This is a genomic window from Streptomyces sp. D2-8 (assembly GCF_023184515.1).
Lineage (GTDB): Bacteria > Actinomycetota > Actinomycetes > Streptomycetales > Streptomycetaceae > Streptomyces.
Genome location: NZ_JAAHBP010000025.1, coordinates 24954 through 48776, shown reverse-complemented (window position 1 = coordinate 48776; position 23823 = coordinate 24954). Strand labels below are relative to the sequence as shown.

Sequence of the window (23823 nt, the reverse complement as noted above, 5' to 3'; positions counted from 1 at the left end):
GCATCCCCCTCGCAACTACGGGCGTGCTGTCGAGAGGCTCCGGGCCGCCGAAATCCCGGGCCCCCTCGGTCTTCACTTCTGCCGAACGACGGCCGGCCCGGGCACGGGGCCCGGGACCGGTGTCAGTCGGTGGCCGCAACCGCTTCCTCGACCGAGGTGTGAATCGGGAACACCTTGGTGAGGCCGGTGATACGGAAGATCTTCAGAATGCGCTCCTGGTTGCAGACCAGGCGCAGGGAGCCCTCATGGGCACGCACGCGCTTCAGGCCGCCGACCAGTACGCCGAGCCCGGTGGAGTCGAGGAAGTCCACGCCCTCCATGTCGACGACAAGGTGGAAACTGCCGTCGTTCACCAGCTCGACCAACTGCTCGCGCAGCTTGGGCGCGGTATATACGTCGATTTCGCCACCGACCCTGACGATCGTGCGATCGCCCATGGTTTCGGTCGACAGGGACAGGTCCACGGATCCTCCAGCACCTTGCTATCGAGCGGTCGCCCTAGGGGCATTCGGCTTCAGCCCCTGGACGCTTCGCCAGCCGCGATGGCATTCAATCACTTACCGGCAGGCGTGCACGACGCCTTGGCTCCATTGTCCGTCACGCCAGTGACACACTCGGTGCCGATGGCCAAGAATCACCGATCTGATCGAACCCCGACGGACCCCGCCTCCCGACCCGCGCCGGGCACGGTCCTGGACCGGCTCGCGTCCGGTCCGGGCAGGGCTTCGCGCATTACTCATACGGAGCACTTGCCCCCACGTGAGGGTCGGCATGCCGTCTGGCCGGACCGGATCCGCGCGGAGGTCGTCGCGGCCGTGCGAGCCGCGGGCATCGAGCATCCCTGGGCCCACCAGGCACGCGCGGCCGAGCACGCCCTGGACGGCGACTCGGTCGTCGTCGCCACCGGCACCGCCTCCGGCAAATCCCTGGCCTACCTCGTGCCGGTCCTGTCCACCCTTCTGGAGGGCGCGGAGGCCCCGAACGGCCGCGGCGCGACCACCCTCTACCTCGCTCCCACCAAGGCGCTCGCGGCGGACCAGTGCCGTTCCGTGAAGGAACTTTCACATTCCCTGGGCAATTCCGTACGCCCAGCCGTGTACGACGGCGATACTCCGTTCGAGGAGCGCGAGTGGATCCGCCAGTACGCCAACTACGTCCTGACCAACCCGGACATGCTGCACCGCGGCATCCTGCCGTCCCACCCCCGCTGGTCCTCCTTCCTGAAATCGCTGAAGTACGTCGTCATCGACGAGTGCCACACCTACCGCGGCGTCTTCGGCTCGAATGTCGCCCAGGTGCTGCGCCGGCTGCGCCGTCTGTGTGCCCGCTACGGCGCGTCGCCCGTGTTCCTGCTGGCCTCCGCGACCGCCGCCGAGCCCGCGGTGGCCGCCCGCCGCCTCACCGGCGTGCCGGTGGTGGAGGTGGCCGACGACGCCTCCCCACGCGGTGAACTGGTGTTCGCCCTCTGGGAACCGCCGCTGACCGAGCTGCACGGCGAGAAGGGCGCCCCCGTCCGCCGTACGGCCACCGCCGAGGCCGCCGACCTGCTGACCGACCTCACCGTGCAGGGCGTGCGCTCGGTCGCCTTCGTCCGCTCCCGGCGCGGCGCCGAGCTGATCTCGGTCATTTCCCAGGAGCGGCTGGCCGAGGTCGACCGGTCGTTGGCCCGGCGTGTCGCGGCGTACCGGGGCGGCTATCTCCCCGAGGAGCGCCGCGCTCTCGAACAAGCCCTCCATTCGGGTGAACTGCTGGGCCTCGCCGCGACGAACGCCCTCGAACTCGGCATCGACATCTCCGGTCTCGACGCGGTCGTCATCGCCGGTTACCCGGGCACGCGCGCCTCCCTGTGGCAGCAGGCGGGCCGGGCCGGACGGTCCGGGCAGGGGGCGCTGGCCGTCCTGGTCGCCCGCGACGACCCGCTGGACACCTTCCTGGTCCACCACCCCGAGGCCCTGTTCGACCAGCCCGTCGAGTCAACCGTCCTCGACCCGGACAACCCCTACGTGCTGGCCCCGCACCTGTGCGCGGCCGCCGCGGAACTGCCCCTGACGGACGAGGACCTCGACCTGTTCGGCCCGGCCAGCGAGGGCCTCCTGCCCCAGCTGGAGGCCGCGAAGCTGCTGCGCCGCCGCACCAAGGCCTGGCACTGGACCCGCCGCGAGCGCGCCGCCGACCTGACCGACATCCGCGGCGAGGGCGGCCGCCCCGTCCAGGTCGTCGAGACCGGCACGGGCCGGCTGCTCGGCACGGTCGACGCGGGCGCCGCGCACTCGACGGTGCACGAGGGGGCGGTCCACCTCCACCAGGGCCGCACGTACCTGGTGCGGTCGCTGGACCTGGAGGACTCCGTCGCGCTCGTCGAGGAGGCCGCCCCGCCGTACTCCACGGTCGCCCGGGACACGACGTCGATCTCCGTCCTGGAGACGGACGTCGAGATCCCCTGGGGCGACGGCCGCCTCTGCTACGGCTCGGTCGAGGTCACCAACCAGGTCGTCTCCTTCCTGCGTCGTCGGCTCATCACGGGTGAAGTCCTGGGCGAGACGAAACTCGACCTCCCTCCTCGTACGCTGCGCACCCGCGCCGTGTGGTGGACCGTCACCGAGGACCAGCTGGACCGGGCCCGGATCAACCCGGAGATCCTCGGCGGCTCCCTGCACGCCGCCGAACACGCGTCGATCGGCCTGCTGCCCCTTTTCGCCACCTGCGACCGCTGGGACATCGGCGGCGTGTCGATCCCGCTCCACCCCGACACGCTCCTGCCCACGGTCTTCGTCTACGACGGCCATCCGGGCGGTGCGGGCTTCGCGGAGCGCGCCTTCCACACCGCCCGCACCTGGCTGACCGCCACCCGCCAGGCCATCGCCTCCTGCGAGTGCGACGCCGGCTGCCCGTCCTGCATCCAGTCCCCCAAGTGCGGCAACGGCAACGACCCGCTGCACAAGAGGGGGGCGGTGCGGCTCCTCACGGTGCTGCTGGAGGGGGCTCCGGAGGAGAAGGAGACGGCGGCGGACGAGGCACCTGAGCAGCCGTCGGCAGATCCAGTGGAGCCGTCGGAGGCCCCGCCCGTGCCCTGACCTCCGCCGTGAGCGGCCCCCGTCCCGACGCCGCCGTCACGTCCGAGATCTCCCCGGCGACCTCGCACCGCACGAGCCGCACGCCCTGGGCCCGGGCGACCCGGCCGGCCCGGGCGCAGGCCGCCGTACCGCCATCGGCCCAGTGGTCCGCCGCGGCGAGCGCGGCGAGATCCGCACCGCCCGCCGCACGATGCCGGATCACAACGGCCTGCCCGAGCGCGAGAACGACACCGAACACCACGCACAGCACGGCGATCGCCCCAACGCTCCAGACGCTGGCGGACCCTCTGTCCGAGCAGGCGCTCTGGCCTGTGGCGAGCCCTCCGCCGGAACCGGTGCCCCGGACAGTGGCCGGCTCCCGGCCGGAACCGGCACACCCGACGGTGCCCACCCTCCGGCCCGAACCCGAGCACCCCACCGTGGCCGAACCCCGTTCCGAACCGACGCACCCCGCCGTTCCCGGCCCCCGGCCCGAACCGGCGCGCCCCACCGCGGCGGGCTCACGGCCCGGGCCAACCCTCGCTCGGCCCCGTCTCATGTGCCCACCGCCTCCTCCACCGACGCCACGGCCTCCTCGCGCACGGCGAAGGACAGACCGCGCAGCACCGGCGGCTTGGCCACGACGACCACCCGGACGTGCTCCGCGTCCCGGCTGACGGTCACCTTCGCGCCGGGCGGCGCCGCCTCGCGGGTCAGTTTCACGACCGCGCCGGGCGGGTCCTGGCGGGCCGCCGCACGCGCGCCCGTCCGCGCCGCGTCCACGCACTGGATCTGCGCGGCCACGACCAGCAGCCCCCACACCAGCGCCATCGCGAACATCACCAGCACGGGCAGCACCACGGCCGACTCCGCCGTGACGAACCCCCGGTCAGCGCCCCGCTCACATCCGCGCATTGAGGGCTTCCTTCACGATGTTCTGGAGTTCCGCGCTGACCGGGCCGCTCGTGACGACCTTGTAGAGCACCACCGCGAACGCCACCGCCGCGACGATTCCCATCGCGTACTCGGAGGTGACCATCCCCGCGTCCCTCCGCGCCGCGCGCATCCCGCACACCAGAGCACGCAGCCGTGCCCGTACCGCCTGATACATCTCAACCCCCGTAGGAAAGAAGAGTCCGAACTTCTGTTGGCTGTCTCTCACTTGCTTCCGGTCGGTCGCCGCGTCATCCACCACCCCCTCCGAGCGCCCCGCCCGCGAGCCCGATCACCACGGGCAGCACGCCGACCGCGATGAACGCGGGCAGGAAGCACAGCCCGACCGGCGCGCTGACCATCACGCCCGCTCGGCGGCCCCTGGCCGTGGCGGCGCGGCCCCAGTCGGCCCGGGCCTCCGCGGCGAGCCGCGCGACCGGTACGGCCGCGGGCAGCCCGGACACATCGGCCCGTTCGAGCAGCCGGGCCAGCCCTCCGGCACCCGGGACGGCACCCAACCTCCGCCAGGCCGCGCCCGGTTCGCCGCCCAACCTCACCTCCGCCGCGCCCCGGGCGAGGGCATCGCCGGCAGGGCCGCCCAGGGCCTCCCCCACCGCCTGGGCCGCGATCACCGGGCCGGCGCCCGCCGCGATGCAGGCCGCCAGCAGGTCGGCGGCAAGGGGCAGTTGCCGCGCCGCCTCGGCGAGGTCGGGTGCCCCCGGGTCAGCGCCGGCCGCCTCCTGCCTCAACCGCCACCGCCACAGCCCCACCGCCCCGGCCACTCCCACGGCGGCCCCGGCGAGGCCTCCGACCAGCACCCATCCGGCACACACCACGCCCACCGGGACCAGCCACGTCCGCGCGACCCCGACCAATGCCGGCCGCGGGACAGGAACAGCCGCTTCACGGGCCCCCGACAGCTCGGCCAGTCGCCGGCGCATCCTCCGGCGGCGCCGCGCCTCCACCAGCCACCGCCCCAGCCATCCACAGGCCAGCACGACCCCCACGGCCACCCCCAGCCTGTGGACAACTTCCCCGCTCATGCCGCCGCCTCCGCGCCCCGCACGATCCGCTGCACCCACCACAGCCCCAGGCCCTCCAGCACCCCGCCGGCGGCCAGACATCCCAGCCCCGCCCCGGTGTGCAACAGGACTCGGAGGGGATCAGCACCGAGGGCGGTGCCGATGAGAAGCCCCAGAGCCGGCAGCCCGGCGAGCATCACCGCCGTGGCCCGGGCGCCCGCCAACTGGGCTCGAAGGTCGGACCGTTGGTCCCGCTCGGCCCGCAGGGCGGCGGCGAGCCGGTCGAGTCCGGCCGCGAGCCCCGCACCCTGGTCCACGGCCACTCGCCAGCACGCCGCGAGTCCCCGCAGTCCCTCGGCACCCGGTTGCCGTGCCGCCGTCGCGAGCGCGTCCGGCACGTCACCGCCGAACCGCGCCGCCGCCAGCACCGTCGCCTGGGCGTCCGCGAGTCCGCCGCAGTCCCGCGCGGCCCGCAGCAGCGCCTCGCCCGGCTGGCGTCCGGCCCGCACCTCGCCGGCGAGCGCCCCGCACAACGCGATCACCGCGTCGGCCCGGCGCTCCCGGTCCCGCCGCGCCCGGCCGGCCAGCCGGGCCCGCCGCAGCAGCGGCACCCCGGCCACCCCCAGGACGGCCGGCAGCACCGACGCCCCGAGCACCGCCAGGACCAGCCCGGCCACCGGCGACCACCACTCGGCCCGCAGCCGCCCTCGGACGCGCCGCAGCCCACCGGTCATCCACCGCCACCCGGGCGGCCCGCTCCCGACGGCTCCGCCACCCGCGAGCAGCAACCGCGCCCGCCGCGCCGCCTCCTCACGCTCACCCAGCAGCCAGACAGCCGCACCCATGCACGCCACCGCCGCACCCGTCGACATCTCAGGCACCCCCCTCATGACTCGCCTCCTCCACCACGGCCTCACCCGGCCCGCTTCCGCTCGCCCTGCCTCGAAGCAGCCCCCGCAGCCGCTCCCACCCCCGCTCGCGCACGAACGCCTCCGCTCCCCACCGCAGCGCGGGCACCGTCCGCACCAGCCCCGACGGGTCCCGCTCCAGCACGTGCACCTCGGCGATCCGCCGCCGCCCGGCCCGGTCGCGCACCAGGTGCAGCACCACGGAGAGGGCGGCCGCCAACTGGCTGTGCAGCGCGGCCCGGTCGAGCCCTGCGGCCGTGCCGAGCGCCTCCAGCCGGGCGGGTACATCGGCGGCGGCGTTGGCGTGCACGGTCCCGCACCCGCCCTCATGGCCCGTGTTCAACGCGGCCAGCAGATGCACCACTTCGGGTCCGCGCACCTCACCCACGACCAGCCGGTCGGGCCGCATCCGCAGTGCCTGGCGCACCAGGTGCTCGAGGGTGACGAGGCCCGCGCCCTCCTGGTTGGCGGGTCTGGTCTCCAGCCGCACGACGTGCGGATGGTCGGGCCGCAGTTCCGCCGAGTCCTCGGCGAGGACGATCCGCTCGTCCGGTCCCACCAGCCCCAGCAGGGCACTCAGCAGCGTGGTCTTGCCGGTGCCGGTGCCGCCGCTGACGAGGAAGGACAGCCGGGCGTCGAGCAGAGCACGCAACATGCGGTCCCCGCCCGGCGGCACCGTGCCCGCCGCGACCAGCTCGCCGAGCGTGAAGGCACGCGGCCGTACGACCCGCAGTGACAGACAGGCGCAGCCCACGGCGACCGGCGGCAGCACCGCGTGCAGCCGGGTCCCGTCGGGCAGCCGGGCATCGGCCCAGGGCCGGGCGTCGTCCAGGCGGCGCCCGGCCACGGCGGCGAGGCGCTGGGCGAGCCGTCGTACGGCCGCCGCGTCCGCGAACCGCACGGACGTCAGCTCCAGTCCGCCGCCCCGGTCCACCCAGACCCGGTCCGGGGCCGACACCAGCACGTCCGTCACCGACGGATCGGCGAGCAGCGGCTCCAGCGGCCCGCTGCCGACCAGCTCGGACCGCAACTGTGCGGCGGCCCCCAGGACTTCGGCGTCCCCGAGGACCCGCCCCTGCTCCCGCAGGGCCTGCGCCACGCGCGCGGGGGTCGGCTCGGCCCCACTCTCGGCCAGCCACCGCCGCACCCCGTCGAGCAGCGCCGCGCCCTCGAGTCCGGCCAGGGTGCTCATGCCGCACCCGCCTCGACGAGCGCCCGCTCCCAGAACTCCTTGCAGAACCGGGCGAGAGGCCCGCGCGGCGCGGCACCCGGTGGGGCCGTGGCCTCGTCCGGGCGCGACAGCCCCGGCTCGGGCGGTACCTCGCCGACCAGGGGCAGTCCTAGCAGCCGGGCCACCTCACGGTCGTCGAGCCCCGGCGGGTAGGGCCCGCGGACCGCCACCCGCAGATCCCGCAGGACCATACCGACCGCGGAGGCCACCCGCCCCGCGGCCGCGACGGCCCGCAGCTCGGCGGGCACCACCAGCACGCCGACGTCCAGCTGGGTGAGCACCTCGGCGACGCCGTCGTCGATCCGGCGCGGCAGGTCGACCACGACCGTGCCGCCCCGGCGCCGGGCGGCAGCGAGCACCGCGCGCACCGCCTGCGGCGGGACGGCGATCCGGTCGCCGCGGTCCCAGCTGAGCACCCGCAGTGAATGCAGCTCGGGCAGCGACTCCTCCAGGGCTCCCCCGCCGACCCGTCCGCGGGAGGAGGCGAACGCGGGCCAGCGCAGCCCTTCGGCCGCCTCTCCGCCGAGGAGTACGTCGAGTCCGCCACCCAGCGGATCGGCGTCCACGAGGAGGGTGCGCAGTCCCTCCCGCGCAGAGGTGACGGCGAGGGCGCACGCGAGCGTGGACGCTCCGGCCCCGCCCCGGCCACCGATGACGCCCACGGTGAGGGCGGGCCGGCCGACGCCCTCGGCCACGTCGGCGATCCGGTCGACCAGCCACTGCTCGCCGTCGGGCAGCATCAGGACGTGCTCGGCGCCGATCTCGACGGCTCGCCGCCACACCCCGGAGTCGTCCTGGTCCCGGCCGACGAGGACGACACCCCTTCTGCGCACGGCCCCGCGTACCCGCCGCGCGGCGTCGTCGCCGACCAGGACGAGGGGCGCGGACTCCCAGCTGCCTCGGCGCTCCGGCACCCCGTGGTGCACCTCGGGTGTGGCACCCGCCGCCGCGCACAGGCGCAGCAGGTCGTCGAGGAGTTCGGTGTCCTCGGTGACGATCAGCGGTCCGCCCTGCCGCCCTCCGGCGGCCGGCGGCGGATCGTGTGTGACGGTTCCGGCCACGATTTCCATCCCCCTTCGCTGCATGACTCGCGCGGCCCCCTGCGGCCCCGCGATTCCCAAACGTGGGAAGAACCGACAAGCGGCCTCCCTGTGAACGGCCGGCAGAAACCGGCCAAACGCTCCCGGGTACTCGGAACCGGCCATGAACTCGCCGTGAGCGGGACGCGCTGGAATCACGGTGCAGCGATCCCGGAAATCGTGTGGATCTTGGTGGATAACTGTGGACGTCCCGGGGGTTGTGAATATCGCCGTCACCCATCCCGGTGAGCCGCTCAGGCCCTCTGTACGACCTCCACAGAGCAGTCCGTCAACTACCCAGCGTGACAGAGCATAGGCATGTCAATTCCTGCGCCAGAGCCGCATCAGAGCGGCTTTCAGGCCGCGCGAAGAGGGAGAAAACCCACCCGGACATGCGACGACCCCCGCCGGGGGGGAGAGCGGGGGTCGTCCCCACGGCCGACTCGGGGGGGGGGAGGAGTCGGGCCGGGTTAGCACGGTCGCGAACGATCCGTGACTTCCATGGTGTACCCGAGAGCCTTCTCAGGCAAACCCACGCGCCCCACCTTACGCCGAATGGGCTGCCCCTATGCTCTGGGGCGTGGAAAACCACTCGATGCCCCGCACAGCCGCCTTCTTTGACCTGGACAAGACGGTCATTGCGAAGTCGAGCACGCTCACGTTCAGCAAGTCGTTCTACCAAGGCGGTCTGATCAACCGCAGGGCCGTCTTGCGCACCGCATATGCCCAGTTCGTCTTCCTGGCCGGCGGCGCCGACCACGACCAGATGGAGCGCATGCGCGCCTATCTGTCCGCCCTGTGCCGCGGTTGGAACGTGCAACAGGTCAAGGAGATCGTCGCCGAGACGCTGCACGACCTGATCGACCCGATCATCTACGACGAGGCCGCCTCCCTCATCGAGGAGCACCACACCGCCGGCCGCGACGTCGTGATCGTGTCCACGTCGGGCGCGGAGGTGGTCGAGCCGATCGGCGAGCTGCTGGGCGCGGACCGCGTGGTCGCCACCCGCATGGTCGTGGGCGACGACGGCTGTTTCACCGGCGAGGTGGAGTACTACGCCTACGGTCCGACCAAGGCCGAGGCCGTCAGGGAGCTGGCCGAGTCCGAGGGGTACGACCTCAGCCGCTGCTACGCCTACAGCGACTCGGCGACCGATGTGCCGATGCTGGAGTCCGTGGGCCATCCGCATGCCGTGAATCCGGACAGGGCGCTGCGCCGCGAGGCCCTCGCGCGCGGCTGGCCGATCCTGGACTTCCACCGCCCGGTCCGGCTCAAGCAGCGCCTTCCCGCGTTCTCCGTACCACCGCGTCCGGCGCTCGTCGCGGTCGCCGCGATAGGCGCCGCTGCGGCCACCGCGGGACTCGTCTGGTACGCGAACAGGCGCCGGGCGACGGTCGCTTGACCTGCGGCGACGCCAAGCACTGTGTGAACCCGAAAGTAAAGAAGTGCAGTCTGGGCTTCCGCTTGCTCCGGGGCAGGAGTACAAAGGACTCAACGGCCCGCGAGACCAAGGACATCCGAGAGGATCACCTTTTTTACGCATTTGGCCCCACGGACCGAGCATGAACACCGGGCACCCACGCGACGTCGACCCGTCGAATACGGGCCAGCCGCACCAGGTGACGGGCAAAGCTCCCGACCTGATGGGCATATATCGAGGACGCTTGGTAACCCGATGCTCATGCCAGCGGCGGTACGAGAACTCGTACCGCCGCATCATTTTTCCGGCCGGTCGATGTCACGCCGCTCCGCGCTGCAGCGCCTCGCACACCGCCATCGACTCGCGGGCCCCCAGTTCGACCGCCCTGCCGCAGTGGGCGATCCAGGCGGCGACGCCCTCCGGGGTACCGGAGACGTACCCGTCGAGGGCTTCCAGGTACGCGTCGCGTCCCAGCTCGGCATGGCCGACCTCGGCCGCGCAGACCGACTTCGGGTCCAGGCCGCTGCCGACCAGGACGATGCGCTCGGCCGTGCGGGCGACCAGGCCGTTGTGGGACGTGAAGGGGCGCAGGGCGAGCAGTTCGCCGTGCACGACGGCGGCCGTCACCAGCGCCGGTGCGGAGCCGCCCGCGATGATCAGTCCGGCCAGTCCGTCCAGCCTGCCGTGCGTCTCGGTGGCGCTCGGCAGCGGCAGTCCGACGAGCGGCTCGTCGACCGGCTCGCCCTCCTTACGGGGCCGCCCCACCTGGTCGGCCTTGTCCGCGGCCGCCACCAGGTGCAGCCGGGCCAGCACCCGCAGGGGCGACTGCCGCCAGATCGACAGCAGCTGGCCCGCCTCCGCGGTGAGCCGTAGGGCGGCACCCACGGTGCGGGCCTCGTCGTCACCGCTGAAGTCCGTACGCCGGCGCACCTCCTCCAGGGCCCAGTCAGCTCCGGACAGTGCGGCCGAGCCGCGGGCTCCGCGCAGAGCGGCCTCCGAGGTGATCGCGTTGCTGCGCCGCCGCATGACCCGGTGCCCGTAGACCCGGTCCACGGCCTTGCGTACGGACTCCACGGAATCGGCCACTCCGGGCAGCGCCCCCAGGGCCGCGAGGGGATCGGCGGTCGCGCCTGCTGTACTCATGAGTACGACCCTACGCACCCCGGGGCCCCGCCCCACGGCGGAGTGGCCTTCTTCACGCGCGCGTGCGCCGGGCGATGTCCGCCCGGAGGGCTACCTCCTGGCCGCCGGAGCCCCGGGCACGCCCTTGGGCGCCGGGGCGGGCCGGTCCGACAGGAAGGACGCCCAGCCCTCCTTGGGCGCCTGTCCGACCTGCAGGGTGCGCAGCTTCTCCAGCGTCTTCGGGTCCTGGGCGTCCAGCCAGTCCACGAGCTGCCGGAACGAGACGCAGCGCACCTCCTCCTTGGTGCACACCGTCTCGATGACCTCCTCGATGGCCCGCATATAGGTGCCGCCGTTCCAGGACTCGAAGTGGTTGCCGATGATCAGGGGCGCGCGGTTGCCGTTGTAGGCCCGTGAGAAGCCCTTGAGCAGGCCGTCGCGCATCTGGTCGCCCCAGAAGTCGAACTTGGCGGGGTTGCCCTGGGTGGTGGTGCCCGACTGGTTGACCATGAAGTTGTAGTCCATGGTGAGCTGCTCGAAGGAGTGGCCGGGGAACGGCACGAGCTGCATGGACACGTCCCACAGGCCCTGCTTCTGCTTCGGCCAGACCTGGTCGTTGACGCCGCTGGTGTCATAGCGGAAGCCCAGATCGCGGGCCGCCGTCATGAAGTTGCGCTGACCCTCCAGGCAGGGCGTGCGGGCGCCGATGAGCTCCTTGTCGTAGTCGAAGGGCAGCGGGGGCGCGCCCTTCAGGCCGGTGTTGGTCTTCCAGGTCTTCACGAACTGCTTGGCCTGGGAGATCTCGTCCTTCCAGTCCTCGACCGACCACTCGCCGACGCCGCCGCCGCTGCCGCAGAAGTGGCCGTTGAAATGGGTGCCGATCTCGTTGCCCTCCAGCCACGCCAGACGCAGCTGTTTCGCGGTGGCGGCGATGCCGCGGCGGTCGTTGAAGCCGATGTCGGAACGGCCCGGGGAGTGCTGCGGCGGCCGGTACTGGTCGCGCTCGTCGTCCGGCAGCATGTACACGCCGCTCAGGAAGTACGTCATGGTCGCGTTGTTCTCCCTGGCGACCTTGCGGAAGTGGGAGAACAGCTTCTGGCTGTCCTCGCCCGCACCGTCCCAGGAGAAGACGACGAACTGCGGGGGCTTCTGGCCGGGCCGCAGGCGTTCCGGTCTGGGCAGGTGCGGCTGGGCTCCGGTGTAGGCGGTGGAGCCGTCTCCGATCAGCCGGACCGCGCTCTTCGGCGCCTGGGCCGGCGTCGCCTTCTTCGGTCGGGCGTTCTCCTGCCCGGGGGTGCCGGTCGCGCAACCGGCGAGCGATGCGGCGCAGACCGCGGCGATCACGGAACCCGCGGCGATCCTGTGGGTGGCGGCCATGTTCCGCCCACCTTCTTCCTTCTCTCGGGTGCGGACAGCGCCGCCAAATTCGCACGAGACCGAGAAGGAATTAGTACGACAAGCCGATCAAATAGCCACTTCACTCTTCTAAGTGATCTATTCACCCATTTGCCCGTAAAGTCTATGCTCGCCCTTTACTCTGCATTACGATCCGTTTACCGAGCGTTGATTCATCCCGCCGATTCACGCCGTGACCGCCGCGACCGACCCCGCCCCGAGCGGGACCCTCAGTTACGCGACCGCGCAGCCCCGGAGGAGACGGGAAGCCATGTCAGCCTGCGTCCCCACACGCGCCGCCGACCCGAACCGAACCGAACGCACCCATCCGCCCCACAGTCCGCCGCCGACCGGGCCCCGCCGATTCCGGATCGCGGGTGCCGATGTGTCGGCCTCGATCGCGGTCTTCCTGATCGCCCTGCCCCTGTCCCTGGGTATCGCCCTCGCCACCGGCGCCCCCCTCCAGGCCGGCCTCGTCGCCGCCGCCGTGGGCGGACTGGTCGCCGGGCGGCTCGGCGGCTCCCCGCTCCAGGTGAGCGGACCGGCCGCCGGACTCACCGTCGTCACCGCCGACCTCATCCAGCGCTACGGCTGGCGGACGACCTGCGCCATCACCGTACTCGCCGGCCTCGCCCAACTCGGCCTGGGCTGCCTGCGCGTGGCCCGTGGCGCCCTCGCCGTCAGCCCCGCCATCGTGCACGGCATGCTCGCCGGGATCGGCGTCACCATCGCCGTCGCCCAGCTGCACATCGTGCTCGGCGGCACCCCGCAGAGTTCCGTCCCCGACAACCTCCGTGCGCTGCCCGCCCAGTTGGCGCAGATGCACCCCGCGGCCGTGTCGGTGAGTGTGCTGACCCTGGCGCTGCTGCTGCTCTGGCCGAGACTGCCCGGCCGGGCCGGACGCGTGCTGCGCAAGGTCCCGGCCGCGCTCGTCGCCGTCGCCGGGGCGACCGCAGCCGCCACCCTCGCCGGGCTCCGCCTGCCCAAGGTCGACCTGCCGTCCTGGAGCAACCACGCCCTGGCCGGACTGCCCGAGGGCCCCGTGCTCGGTCTGGTCGCCGCCGTGCTCACCACCACCCTGGTGTGCAGCGTGCAGTCGCTGCTCGGCGCGGTCGCCGTGGACAAGCTGGTGGCCGGCCGGCCGGGCCTGTCCGCCCGTGTCGGGCGTTCCCGCCTCGACCGCGAACTGCTCGGGCAGGGCGCCGCCAACATCGTCTCCGGCTCGCTCGGCGGACTGCCCATCGCCGGTGTGGCCGTGCGGAGTTCGGCGAATGTGCACGCGGGAGCGGTCAGCCGGAACTCCACGATGCTGCACGGCGTTCTCGTAGTGATCGCCGCGCTGCTGATGGTCCCGGCCCTGGAGCTGATCCCGCTCGCCTCGCTCGCCGCCCTGGTGATGGCCGTCGGCATCCAGATGGTGTCCCTGAACCACATCCGCACGGTGACCCGCCACCGGGAAGTCTGGGTCTACGCCGTCACCACCCTCGGCGTGGTCTCCCTCGGCGTCCTGGAGGGCGTGGCGCTCGGCATCGCCATGGCCGTCGGCGTCGCCCTGCACCGCCTCACCCGCACCCGCATCACCCACGAAGAGAGGGAAGGAGTCCATCACGTACACGTCAGAGGACAGTTGACCTTCCTCGCGGTACCCCGGCTGAGCCGGGTCCTGCATCGCGTGCCCCACGGTGCCGACGCCGTCGTCGAGCTGGACGGCTCGTTCATGGACCATGCGGCGTTCGAGACGTTGCAGGACTGGCAGAAGACGCACACCGCGCAGGGGGGCACCGTGGAGATCACCGGCCGCCATTCCGGCACCCGCATCTCCGAGCCGCAGACCTTCACCAGCTGCCGCTGCCGGCCCTGGACACCCTGGCTCAACCACCAGTGCGACCGCCCCCCGTCCGCATCCCCCTCCGGCAAGAACCCGGACGGGACGGACCGCTCCGAGCCGGACCCGACGGGGCCCGGCGGAGCCAGCGGGCACGAACTGGCGCGTGGTATCAGCGCGTTCCAGCGCAACACCGCGCCCCTGGTGCGCAGCGAGCTGGCCCGGCTGGCGCGTGAGGGGCAGCGGCCCTCGCAGCTCTTCCTGACCTGCGCCGACTCCCGACTGGTCACATCGATGATCACCTCCAGTGGTCCGGGCGACCTGTTCGTCGTGCGCAACGTGGGCAACCTCGTGCCGCGCCCGGGCGAGGAGCGCGGCGACGACTCGGTTTCGGCCGCGATCGAGTACGCGGTGGACGTGCTCCAGGTGCGGTCCATCACGGTGTGCGGGCACTCGGGTTGCGGCGCCATGCAGGCGCTGCTCAACGCCGAGCCCGGCGGCGCCCGGACCCCGCTCAAGCGGTGGCTGCGGCACGGGCTGCCGAGCCTGGAGCGCATGGCCGAGGACAGGCTGGGCTGGGGCACGCTGGCCGGGCGCTCCCCCGAGGACGCGGTCGAGCAGCTCTGCTTGACGAACGTCGTCCAGCAGCTGGAGCACCTGCGCGCCCACGACTCGGTGGCCCGGGCCCTCGAGAAGGGCGCCCTGGAGCTGCACGGGATGTACTTCCACGTGGGCGAGGCCGAGGCGTACCTGCTCACCGAGACGGACACCGGCGGCGTCTTCGACCGCGTACGGGAGTCGGACCTGACGGCGTGAGCCTGGCACCGGGGCAGGGTGCGTGCCGCCCGGCACCGGATGAGGGTGTGCCCCCGATCGACCTCGGGGGCACAACCCTGTGGCCCGCCCCCGATCGAACCCGGGGCACACCCTGTGGCCCGCCGGACCGGACCGCTCCCCGGACGGCTGCCGACCGTCCGCCGTCCCGGCCCGGCCGCTCCGCCCGGCCGCTCCGCCCTCCTGAACGCCGCCGCGCTTCCGCCTCGGCTCCGCAGCGATGCGAGTGAAGGGCAGCAGACGGACTGAACTTTCCCTGGTCGGCGTCCGTGGGTACGGATGACCCCGGTCCCCGACAGCACCGCACGACAGGTCTAAACCAATCGGCGGTCGGCCCTTGTCATCGCACCCCCGGGTCTGATGAGCTGTGGCCTGGGACACAACGGACACCCTGGGAAAGGCAGATGCCGTGAGCAACGAGAGCCTGGCCAACCTGCTGAAGGAAGAGCGCAGGTTCGCACCCCCCGCCGACCTGGCCGCGAACGCCAACGTCACCGCGGAGGCGTATGAACAGGCCAAGGCTGACAGGCTCGGCTTCTGGGCCGAGCAGGCCCGTCGGCTGACCTGGGCCAAGGAGCCCACCGAGACCCTCGACTGGTCGAACCCGCCGTTCGCCAAGTGGTTCAAGGACGGCGAGCTCAACGTCGCCTACAACTGCGTCGACCGGCATGTGGAGGCCGGGCACGGCGACCGGGTCGCCATCCACTTCGAGGGCGAGCCCGGCGACAGCCGCGCAATCACCTACGCCGAGCTCAAGGACGAGGTCTCCAAGGCCGCCAACGCCCTGCTGGAGCTGGGAGTCCGGGCCGGCGACCGGGTCGCCGTCTACATGCCGATGATCCCCGAGACGGCGATCGCGATGCTGGCCTGCGCCCGGATCGGCGCCGCCCACTCGGTCGTCTTCGGCGGCTTCTCCTCGGACGCGCTCGCCACCCGCATCCAGGACGCCGACGCGCGCGTGATCATCACCTCCGACGGCGGCTACCGGCGCGGCAAGCCGTCCGCGCTCAAGCCGGCCGTGGACGAGGCCGTCGAGAAGGCGGGCATCGTCGAGCACGTCCTGGTCGTGCGCCGCACGGGCCAGGAGGTCGCCTTCACCGAGGGCCGCGACGTGTGGTGGCACGACCTGGTGGGTCGTCAGAGCGCGGAGCACACCCCGCAGGCGTTCAACGCCGAGCACCCGCTGTTCATCCTCTACACCTCGGGCACCACGGGTAAGCCGAAGGGCATCCTGCACACCTCCGGCGGCTACCTCACACAGACCGCCTACACCCACCACGCCGTTTTCGACCTCAAGCCGGAGACCGACGTCTACTGGTGCACCGCCGACGTCGGCTGGGTCACCGGCCACTCGTACATCGTCTACGGCCCGCTGGCGAACGGCGCGACGCAGGTCATGTACGAGGGCACGCCCGACACCCCGCACCAGGGCCGCTTCTGGGAGATCGTGCAGAAGTACGGCGTGACGATCCTCTACACCGCGCCGACCGCGATCCGTACGTTCATGAAGTGGGGCGACGACATCCCCGCCAAGTTCGACCTGTCCAGCCTGCGTGTGCTGGGCTCGGTGGGCGAGCCGATCAACCCCGAGGCGTGGATCTGGTACCGCAAGAACATCGGCGGTGACCGCACCCCGGTCGTCGACACCTGGTGGCAGACCGAGACCGGCTCGATGATGATCACCCCGCTGCCGGGCGTGACCGCGACGAAGCCCGGCTCGGCGCAGACGCCGCTGCCGGGCATCTCCGCGACGGTCGTCGACGACGAGGCGGCCGAGGTGCCGAACGGCGGGGGCGGCTACCTGGTCCTGACCGAGCCGTGGCCGTCGATGCTGCGCACCATCTGGGGCGACGACCAGCGCTTCATCGACACCTACTGGTCGCGCTTCGAGGGCAAGTACTTCGCCGGTGACGGCGCCAAGAAGGACGACGACGGCGACATCTGGCTGCTGGGCCGGGTCGACGACGTCATGCTCGTCTCCGGGCACAACATCTCCACCACCGAGGTGGAGTCCGCGCTCGTCTCCCACCCCTCGGTCGCCGAGGCGGCCGTGGTCGGCGCGGCCGACGAGACGACCGGGCAGGCGATCGTCGCGTTCGTCATCCTGCGCGGTACGGCCTCGGAGACCGAGGAGCTGGTCGCCGAGCTGCGTACCCACGTCGGCAACACCCTCGGCCCGATCGCCAAGCCCAAGCGGATCCTGCCGGTGGCCGAGCTGCCCAAGACCCGCTCCGGCAAGATCATGCGCCGTCTGCTGCGGGACATCGCCGAGAACCGTCAGCTGGGTGACGTCACCACGCTGACCGACTCCACGGTGATGGACCTCATCCAGGCGAAGCTGCCCGCCGCACCCAGCGAGGACTGATCGCGGCACCGGCATGGCGAAGCTGACGGAGGGCACCCGCATGATCGGGTGCCCTCCGTCAGGGTGCTGCTGCGGCGGCGGATGCGCACAGCCGTACGCTTACCTAAACTAAGCAACACAAGTGATCCATGGTGCGCCGGGAAGTCTGGTCGGCATGCGTTTCGTCCTGCCCACCGACCGGAGGTCTTCCCCCGTGACCGAGCCCCGCTCCACCACCACCCGCAAAGTCCTCGACCGGCTGTCGCTGCCCGAGCGGACCTATGTGGCCGACGCACTGCGCATGGAGACCGTCGGCGGTGTGCTGCTGCTCGTCGCCGCGGTCACCGCGCTGCTCTGGGCGAACATCCCCGCGCTGCAGGACAGCTACGAGAGCGTCTCCCATTTCCATCTGGGCCCCGCCGCCCTCGGCCTCGACCTGTCCATCGCGCACTGGGCCGCCGACGGACTGCTGGCTGTGTTCTTCTTCGTCGCCGGGATCGAGCTCAAACGGGAACTCGTCGCGGGCGACCTGCGCGACCCGAAGGCCGCCGCGCTCCCGGTCGTCGCCGCGCTGTGCGGCATGGCCGTACCGGCGCTCGTCTACGTCCTCACCAGCGTCACCGGCGGCGGCTCACTCGCCGGCTGGGCCGTACCCACCGCCACCGACATCGCCTTCGCGCTCGCCGTGCTCGCCGTCATCGGCACCTCCCTGCCGAGCGCGCTGCGGGCGTTCCTGCTCACGCTCGCCGTCGTCGACGACCTCTTCGCGATCCTGATCATCGCCGTCTTCTTCACGGCCGACATGAACTTCGCCGCGCTGGGCGGCGCCGTCGCCGGGCTGGTGCTCTTCTGGCTGCTGCTGCGCAAGGGCGTACGCGGCTGGTACGTGTACGTGCCGCTCGCGCTCGTCGTCTGGGCCCTGATGTACAACAGCGGCGTCCACGCCACCATCGCCGGTGTCGCCATGGGCCTGATGCTGCGCTGCCACCGCCACGAGGGCGAGGACCACTCCCCCGGCGAGCACATCGAGCACCTCGTACGGCCCCTGTCGGCGGGACTCGCCGTGCCGCTGTTCGCGCTGTTCAGCGCCGGTGTCGCCATCTCCGGCGGGGCGGTCGCCGACGTGTTCACCAAGCCGGAGGCCCTCGGTGTCGTCCTCGGGCTCGTCGTCGGCAAGGCGGTCGGCATCTTCGGCGGGACCTGGCTGACGGCCCGCTTCACCCGGGCGTCGCTCAGCGACAACCTCGCCTGGGCGGACGTGTTCGCGGTGGCAGCCCTCGCGGGCATCGGCTTCACCGTGTCTCTGCTCATCGGTGAACTCGCCTTCGAAGGCGACCAGACGATGACGGACGAGGTCAAAGCCGCCGTCCTGCTGGGCTCGCTCATCGCCGCGACACTCGCGACCGTCCTGCTGAAGATCCGGAACGCCAAGTACCGCCGTCTGTGGGAGGAGGAGGAGCGCGACGAGGACGCCGACGGCATCCCGGACGTCTACGAGGAGGACGACCCGGCGTACCACCTGCGGCTCGCCGCGCTCTACGAGCGCAAGGCCGTCGAACACCGCCGGATCGCCCAGGAGAAGGCAGCCGCGCGCCACGGGCTTGCCGAAGTACCGGGCGGGGCAGGCGATGACCACCACCGTCCGGCATGATCTGACGAGACGGTACAAAAGACGGGACCGTACGCAGTCAGGCCGTACGCAGTCGGACGACTGTGGCGAGTCAGGCAGAAGAAGCGGTTATCGGACCGTACGCAGAAGAGGGAGACCGCGATGAGCGCACCCGACGGCAGCCCGGTCGGCGCCGAACGCAGCATCGGCCAGCTGTTCGCCTCGGCGACGACGGAAATGTCGGCGCTGGTGCACGACGAGATCGCGCTGGCGAAGGCGCAGCTCAAGCAGGACGTGAAGCGCGGCGCGACCAGCGGCGGCGCCTTCTCGGCGGCCGGCGCGGTGCTGATCTTCTCCCTGCCGATGCTGAACTTCGCGCTGGCGTACGGCATCCGCACCTGGAGCGACTGGAACCTCGCGGTCTGCTTCCTGCTGTCGTTCGCGGCGAACGTGCTGGTCGCGGGCGTGCTCGCGCTGGTCGGCACGGTCTTCGCGAAGAAGGCCAAGAAGAGCAAGGGCCCGCAGAAGGTCGCCGCCTCGATGAAGGAGAGCGCGGTCGTGCTGCAGAAGGCCAAGCCGCACCCGCGACCGGAACTCCCGCAGGACCGGGTCCCCGAGGCCATCGAGGCTGTGGCACGCTCGTCATCATGACGGACCCCGACACACCCCCGGCACCACCGGCTCCGGCCGTCCTGCTCGACGGCCCCTGGAGCCATCGCGACGTCGCCGCCAACGGCGCCCGCTTCCACATCGCCGAGCTGGGCGACGGGCCGCTGGTGCTGCTGCTGCACGGCTTCCCGCAGTTCTGGTGGACCTGGCGGCACCAGTTGGTGGCACTCGCCGACGCGGGATTCCGGGCCGTCGCCATGGACCTGCGGGGCGTCGGCGGCAGCGACCGCACGCCGCGCGGCTACGACCCCGCCAACCTCGCGCTCGACGTCACCGGCGTCATCCGCTCCCTCGGCGAGCCGGACGCCGCGCTGGTCGGCCACGACCTGGGCGGATACCTGGCGTGGACGGCGGCCGCGATGCGCCCCAAGCTGGTGCGGCGGCTGGCGGTCGCGTCCATGCCGCACCCGCGGCGCTGGCGCTCGGCCATGCTGCGAGACGTCAAGCAGACCCGCGCCGGTTCACACATCTGGGGGTTCCAGCGGCCCTGGATCCCGGAGCGGCAGCTCACCGCCGACGACGGGGCGCTCGTGGCAGAGCTGATCCAGGAGTGGTCCGGGCCGCGCCCGCCCGAGGACGAGGCGCTGGAGACGTACCGCCGCGCCATGTGCATCCCCTCCGCGGCGCACTGCGCGGTCGAGCCGTACCGCTGGATGGTGCGCTCCCTGGCCCGCCCGGACGGCATCCAGTTCAACCGGCGGATGAAGCGGCCGGTGCGTGTGCCGACCCTCCATCTGCACGGCTCGCTCGACCCCGTGATGCGCACGCGCAGCGCGGCCGGGTCCGGCGAGTACGTCGAAGCCCCCTACCGCTGGCGCCTGTTCGACGGCCTCGGCCACTTCCCGCACGAGGAGGACCCGGTCGCGTTCTCCTCGGAACTCATCAACTGGCTACGGGATCCCGAACCCGATCGGTGACCGATCAACCCCGCCCGGTACCGGCACGTGAACGCTTGTCCTACGAACGGCCAATTGCCTGGCGCATAGGCCAATTGGACGCCCCGAGCGCGGTTATCGACCATGGGGCGGGGGCAGACGTCGGGGTATGGGCTGGACGCACGACTACAGTGACGCAACCCGCAATCGCCGCTCGGCGGGCGGTGCGAACCCCCACCGGCGAAGCGGCGCACCGCAGATGGCGACCGCGGACCCCAGGGTCGGGATTCCGCGTATCCTCCGCCGCCGTGCCCGCTGGGTCTCCGTACGTCTGCGCCACACACGCGACTGAGGCGTCACCCGCGCGAGTGACACCCCGACACCTGCCGTACCAGGGCCGCGCCTAGAGGGCGCAGCTGTCGCTGCCCACCTGCTGGTTGGCGGTGCGTCCCTTGGTGATGTCGTCCTGGATCTCGTCCGCGGTCAGCGCGTATCCCGTCTCGGCGTCGTCGAGCGACTTGGCGAAGACGACGCCGTAGACCTTGCCGTCGGGTGTGAGCAGCGGGCCGCCGGAGTTGCCCTGACGGACGGTCGCGTAGAGGGAGTAGACGTCGCGGCGAACGGTGCCGCGGTGGTAGATGTCCGGGCCGTTGGCCGTGATGCGGCCACGCACGCGTGCGGCCCGCACGTCGTACGCGCCGTTCTCCGGGAAGCCCGCGACGATCGCGTCGGCGCCGCTGCTCGCGTCCTTCGACGTGAACCGCAGCACGGGCGCCCCGAGATCGGGCACGTCGAGGACGGCGATGTCGCGCCGCCAGTCGTAGAGCACGACCTTGGCGTCGTACTTCTTGCCCTCGCCGCCTATCTGCACGGTCGGCTCGTCGACTCCGCCCACCACGTGCGCGTTGGTCATCACGCGGCGGTCGGCGAAGACGAAGCCGGTGCCCTCCAGGACCTTGCCGCAGCTCGGGGCGGTGCCCATGACCTTGACGATGGAGCGCTGGGCGCGGGCGGCCACCGGGCTGTCGGCCAGCGCCGGGTCCGGGGGCCGGACGTCGGTGATCGGCTCGTTCGAGAACGGGCTGAAGACCTGCGGGAAGCCGTTCTGCGCGAGGACGGAGGAGAAGTCCGCGAACCAGGTGGCCGCCTGGTCCGGCAGGGCCTGCGAGACGCCCAGCAGCACCTTGGAGCTGCGGACCTCCTTGCCGAGCGTCGGCAGCGTCGTGCCCGCGAGGGCGGAGCCGATCAGCCAGGCGACCAGGAGCATCGCCACGACGTTGACCAGGGCGCCGCCGGTGGCGTCGAGGGCCCGGGCCGGGGACCAGGTGATGTGCCGGCGCAGCTTGTTGCCGAGGTGGGTGGTGAGGGCCTGGCCGACGGACGCGCAGACGATGACGACGACGACCGCGACGACCGCGGCGGTCGTGTTCACCTCCGCGTTGTCCGTCAGCGTGTCCCAGATGACGGGCAGCACGTAGACGGCGACGAGGCCGCCGCCCAGGAAGCCGATCACCGACAGGATGCCGACGACGAACCCCTGGCGGTACCCCACGACCGCGAACCACACGGCAGCGACCAGCAACAAGATGTCCAGCACGTTCACGGAGGCCACCCTGTCATGCGCGCCAGTCGAGCGGGACCTGCTTCTCCCGGTCCCAGGGCCGCTCCCAGCCTGCGAAGTGCAGCAGCCGGTCGATGATTCCGGCCGTGAAACCCCAGACAAGGGCTGATTCGACCAGAAATGCCGGACCTCGGTGGCCACTGGGGTGGACGGTGGTCGCTCGGTTGGCCGGATCCGTGAGATCCACCACGGGGACGGTGAAGACCCTGGCGGTTTCGTTCGGGTCGACGACTCCGACCGGAGTCGGTTCGCGCCACCAGCCCAGCACGGGTGTGACGACGAAGCTGCTGACCGGGATGTAGAGCCGGGGCAGGACGCCGAAGAGCTGGACGCCGGAGGGGTTGAGGCCGGTCTCCTCCTCCGCCTCGCGCAGGGCGGCCCGCAACGGGCCGTCACCGCCCGGGTCGCCGTCCTCCGGGTCGAGGGCCCCGCCCGGGAAGGAGGGCTGGCCGGCGTGCGAGCGCAGGGAACTCGCACGCTCCATGAGCAGCAGCTCCGGGCCGTGCACGCCCTCGCCGAACAGGATCAGCACGGCGGACTGCCGCCCCGCCCCGTCCTCCGGCGGCAGGAAGCGGCTCAGCTGCCTCGGCCGGACCGTCTCCACGGCGCGCACCACCGGGTCCAGCCAGCCGGGCAGCCCGTCCTTGCTCAGCGCCACCGGGCCACCCTGTGTGTCGCTCGCACGCGTCATCGCCACCCCCGTCGTCCTGCCGCATCCAACGCACGGCGGCCCTGAGATCGTTCCGCGAACGCCCGGGATCCCCCGAACGGGCAGCGCGTCGAGCCCTTCGCGCGGCTCGGGCAGCTCATCCGGCCCCCAGCGGCGGCGCCGGTTTGCCGCCCGCGTCCAGGTAGGCCTGTGGGGGCTTCAGACGCTGGCCGGGGAAGCCGCCCTTCTCGTACTTGAGGAGCTTCTTCGCCTTCTCCGGGTCGGTCTCGCCCTCGCCGTAGGCCGGGCAGAGCGGGGCGATCGGGCAGGCGCCGCACGCGGGCTTGCGGGCGTGGCAGATGCGGCGGCCGTGCCAGATCACGTGGTGCGAGAGATCCGTCCAGTCGCTCTTCGGGAAGAGCGCACCGATGGCGGCCTCGATCTTGTCCGGGTCGGTCTCGCCGGTCCACTGCCAGCGGCGCACCAGGCGCTGGAAGTGCGTGTCCACGGTGATGCCGGGGCGTCCGAAGGCGTTGCCGAGCACGACGAACGCGGTCTTGCGGCCGACGCCGGGCAGCTTGACCAGGTCCTCCAGCCGGCCGGGCACCTCACCGCCGAAGTCCTCCACGAGGGCCCTCGACAGCCCTATGACCGACTTCGTCTTGGCCCGGAAGAAGCCGCACGGGCGGAGGATCTCCTCCACCTCCTCGGGGTTGGCGGCGGCCAGGTCCTCCGGGGTCGGGTACGTGGCGAAGAGGGAGGGCGTCGTCTGGTTGACGCGCAGGTCGGTCGTCTGGGCCGACAGGACCGTGGCGACGACCAGTTGGAAGGGGTTGTCGAAGTCCAGCTCGGGGTGCGCGTACGGAAAGACCTCGGCGAGCTCGCGGTTGATACGGCGGGCCCGGCGGACCAGGGCGGTACGCGACTCGTCGCTCGGCGGGTGGACGACCGTCTTCGCGGGGGCGGTGCCCTTGAGCCGGGCGGTGGCCTTCTTGGGTGCGACCACGACCTTCTTGGCGGCCGGGGCCTTCTTCACGGCGGCGGCCTTCGAGGCCTTCTTGGCAGCGGACGCCGGGGACGTCTTGGAGGCCGCCTTCTTCACAGACGCGACCTTCTTCGCCGACGCCGCCTTCTTCGCGGAAGCCGTCTTCTTCGCGGACGCGGCCTTCTTCACCGGTTCCGTCTTGTTCTCTTTCGCCGTTTTCCTACCGCCATCGGGGCTCTGTTCGCCCAC

21 protein-coding genes are annotated in these 23823 nt (G+C 72.0%); 8 read left to right on the top strand and 13 right to left on the bottom strand.

Translation table 11 applies throughout. The features are described 5' to 3' along the window. Nucleotides 1-122 precede the first annotated feature (122 nt). Nucleotides 123-464, bottom strand: coding sequence for an anti-sigma factor antagonist BldG (gene bldG / locus G3I77_RS34075; protein WP_003991900.1), 342 nt, complete (start codon nt 462-464; stop codon nt 123-125). A gap of 78 nt (nt 465-542) precedes the next feature. On the opposite strand from bldG, the gene G3I77_RS34070 reads away from it, so the two are divergent. After that, on the top strand, nt 543-3074 hold the full coding sequence (locus tag G3I77_RS34070; protein WP_248510045.1) for a DEAD/DEAH box helicase: 2532 nt from the start codon (nt 543-545) through the stop codon (nt 3072-3074). Here G3I77_RS34070 and G3I77_RS34065 read toward each other — a convergent pair. The 7 genes from G3I77_RS34065 to ssd form a co-directional block, all read right to left on the bottom strand. After that, on the bottom strand, nt 2962-3492 hold the full coding sequence (locus tag G3I77_RS34065) for an Rv3654c family TadE-like protein (RefSeq protein ID WP_374387879.1): 531 nt from the start codon (nt 3490-3492) through the stop codon (nt 2962-2964). The two genes, G3I77_RS34070 and G3I77_RS34065, sit on opposite strands and share 113 nt — an antisense overlap. 116 nt (nt 3493-3608) lie before the next feature. Then, on the bottom strand, nt 3609-3968 hold the full coding sequence (locus tag G3I77_RS34060) for a TadE family type IV pilus minor pilin (protein WP_248510043.1): 360 nt from the start codon (nt 3966-3968) through the stop codon (nt 3609-3611). Continuing rightward, nucleotides 3955-4164, bottom strand: a complete 210-nt coding sequence (locus tag G3I77_RS34055) for a DUF4244 domain-containing protein (RefSeq protein WP_078899406.1) — start codon at nt 4162-4164, stop codon at nt 3955-3957. Before G3I77_RS34055 ends, G3I77_RS34060 begins: the two co-directional genes overlap by 14 nt. A gap of 73 nt (nt 4165-4237) precedes the next feature. Beyond that, complete coding sequence (locus G3I77_RS34050) at nt 4238-5029, bottom strand: type II secretion system F family protein (protein WP_248510037.1); 792 nt, start codon at nt 5027-5029, stop codon at nt 4238-4240. Further along, nucleotides 5026-5898, bottom strand: coding sequence for a type II secretion system F family protein (locus tag G3I77_RS34045; RefSeq protein ID WP_248510035.1), 873 nt, complete (start codon nt 5896-5898; stop codon nt 5026-5028). The genes G3I77_RS34050 and G3I77_RS34045 overlap by 4 nt, the downstream gene beginning before the upstream one ends. Then, nucleotides 5882-7108 carry a TadA family conjugal transfer-associated ATPase gene (locus G3I77_RS34040; protein WP_248510033.1) on the bottom strand — a complete coding sequence of 409 codons (1227 nt, stop codon included), beginning with the start codon at nt 7106-7108 and terminating at the stop codon, nt 5882-5884. The genes G3I77_RS34045 and G3I77_RS34040 overlap by 17 nt, the downstream gene beginning before the upstream one ends. Then, the gene (gene ssd, locus G3I77_RS34035; RefSeq protein WP_248510031.1) at nt 7105-8217 is read right to left on the bottom strand and encodes a septum site-determining protein Ssd; all 1113 of its coding nucleotides are present in this window, start codon (nt 8215-8217) and stop codon (nt 7105-7107) included. Before ssd ends, G3I77_RS34040 begins: the two co-directional genes overlap by 4 nt. A 577-nt stretch (nt 8218-8794) precedes the next feature. Between ssd and G3I77_RS34030 the strand changes: the two genes are divergently transcribed. Then, nucleotides 8795-9628: an HAD family phosphatase gene (locus G3I77_RS34030; protein ID WP_248510029.1), complete on the top strand. Its 834-nt coding sequence runs from the start codon at nt 8795-8797 to the stop codon at nt 9626-9628. 336 nt (nt 9629-9964) lie between these two features. On the opposite strand, the gene G3I77_RS34025 is transcribed toward G3I77_RS34030, so the two are convergent. Further along, nucleotides 9965-10789 (bottom strand): oxidoreductase, encoded by an 825-nt coding sequence (locus tag G3I77_RS34025; RefSeq protein ID WP_248510027.1) that lies wholly within the window; start codon nt 10787-10789, stop codon nt 9965-9967. A gap of 90 nt (nt 10790-10879) precedes the next feature. Further along, nucleotides 10880-12145 carry a hypothetical protein gene (locus G3I77_RS34020; RefSeq protein ID WP_248510025.1) on the bottom strand — a complete coding sequence of 422 codons (1266 nt, stop codon included), beginning with the start codon at nt 12143-12145 and terminating at the stop codon, nt 10880-10882. Nucleotides 12146-12434: 289 nt separating this feature from the next. Here G3I77_RS34020 and G3I77_RS34015 point away from each other — a divergent pair, with 289 nt between their 5' ends. From G3I77_RS34015 to G3I77_RS33990, 6 genes are all read left to right on the top strand, one after another. Further along, nucleotides 12435-14804 (top strand): bifunctional SulP family inorganic anion transporter/carbonic anhydrase, encoded by a 2370-nt coding sequence (locus G3I77_RS34015; RefSeq protein ID WP_248510023.1) that lies wholly within the window; start codon nt 12435-12437, stop codon nt 14802-14804. A gap of 427 nt (nt 14805-15231) precedes the next feature. Continuing rightward, a complete protein-coding gene (gene acs / locus G3I77_RS34010; RefSeq protein WP_248510022.1) occupies nt 15232-17187 on the top strand; it encodes an acetate--CoA ligase in 1956 nt (651 codons plus the stop codon). Between the two features lie 193 nt (nt 17188-17380). Beyond that, the gene (gene nhaA, locus G3I77_RS34005; RefSeq protein ID WP_248510015.1) at nt 17381-18817 is read left to right on the top strand and encodes a Na+/H+ antiporter NhaA; all 1437 of its coding nucleotides are present in this window, start codon (nt 17381-17383) and stop codon (nt 18815-18817) included. 120 nt (nt 18818-18937) lie between these two features. Continuing rightward, a complete protein-coding gene (locus G3I77_RS34000) occupies nt 18938-19426 on the top strand; it encodes a phage holin family protein (protein WP_248510013.1) in 489 nt (162 codons plus the stop codon). Then, the gene (locus tag G3I77_RS33995) at nt 19423-20361 is read left to right on the top strand and encodes an alpha/beta fold hydrolase (protein ID WP_248510011.1); all 939 of its coding nucleotides are present in this window, start codon (nt 19423-19425) and stop codon (nt 20359-20361) included. The genes G3I77_RS34000 and G3I77_RS33995 overlap by 4 nt, the downstream gene beginning before the upstream one ends. Before the next feature lie 127 nt (nt 20362-20488). Then, nucleotides 20489-20671, top strand: a complete 183-nt coding sequence (locus tag G3I77_RS33990) for a hypothetical protein (RefSeq protein ID WP_078885154.1) — start codon at nt 20489-20491, stop codon at nt 20669-20671. Nucleotides 20672-20722: 51 nt separating this feature from the next. Here G3I77_RS33990 and G3I77_RS33985 read toward each other — a convergent pair whose 3' ends face one another. From G3I77_RS33985 to nth, 3 genes are all read right to left on the bottom strand, one after another. Next, a complete protein-coding gene (locus G3I77_RS33985; RefSeq protein WP_248510009.1) occupies nt 20723-21922 on the bottom strand; it encodes a MarP family serine protease in 1200 nt (399 codons plus the stop codon). A 13-nt stretch (nt 21923-21935) separates the two neighbouring features. Continuing rightward, the gene (locus G3I77_RS33980) at nt 21936-22631 is read right to left on the bottom strand and encodes a CoA pyrophosphatase (RefSeq protein WP_248510008.1); all 696 of its coding nucleotides are present in this window, start codon (nt 22629-22631) and stop codon (nt 21936-21938) included. Between the two features lie 115 nt (nt 22632-22746). Continuing rightward, on the bottom strand, nt 22747-23823 hold the full coding sequence (nth, locus tag G3I77_RS33975) for an endonuclease III (RefSeq protein ID WP_374387865.1): 1077 nt from the start codon (nt 23821-23823) through the stop codon (nt 22747-22749).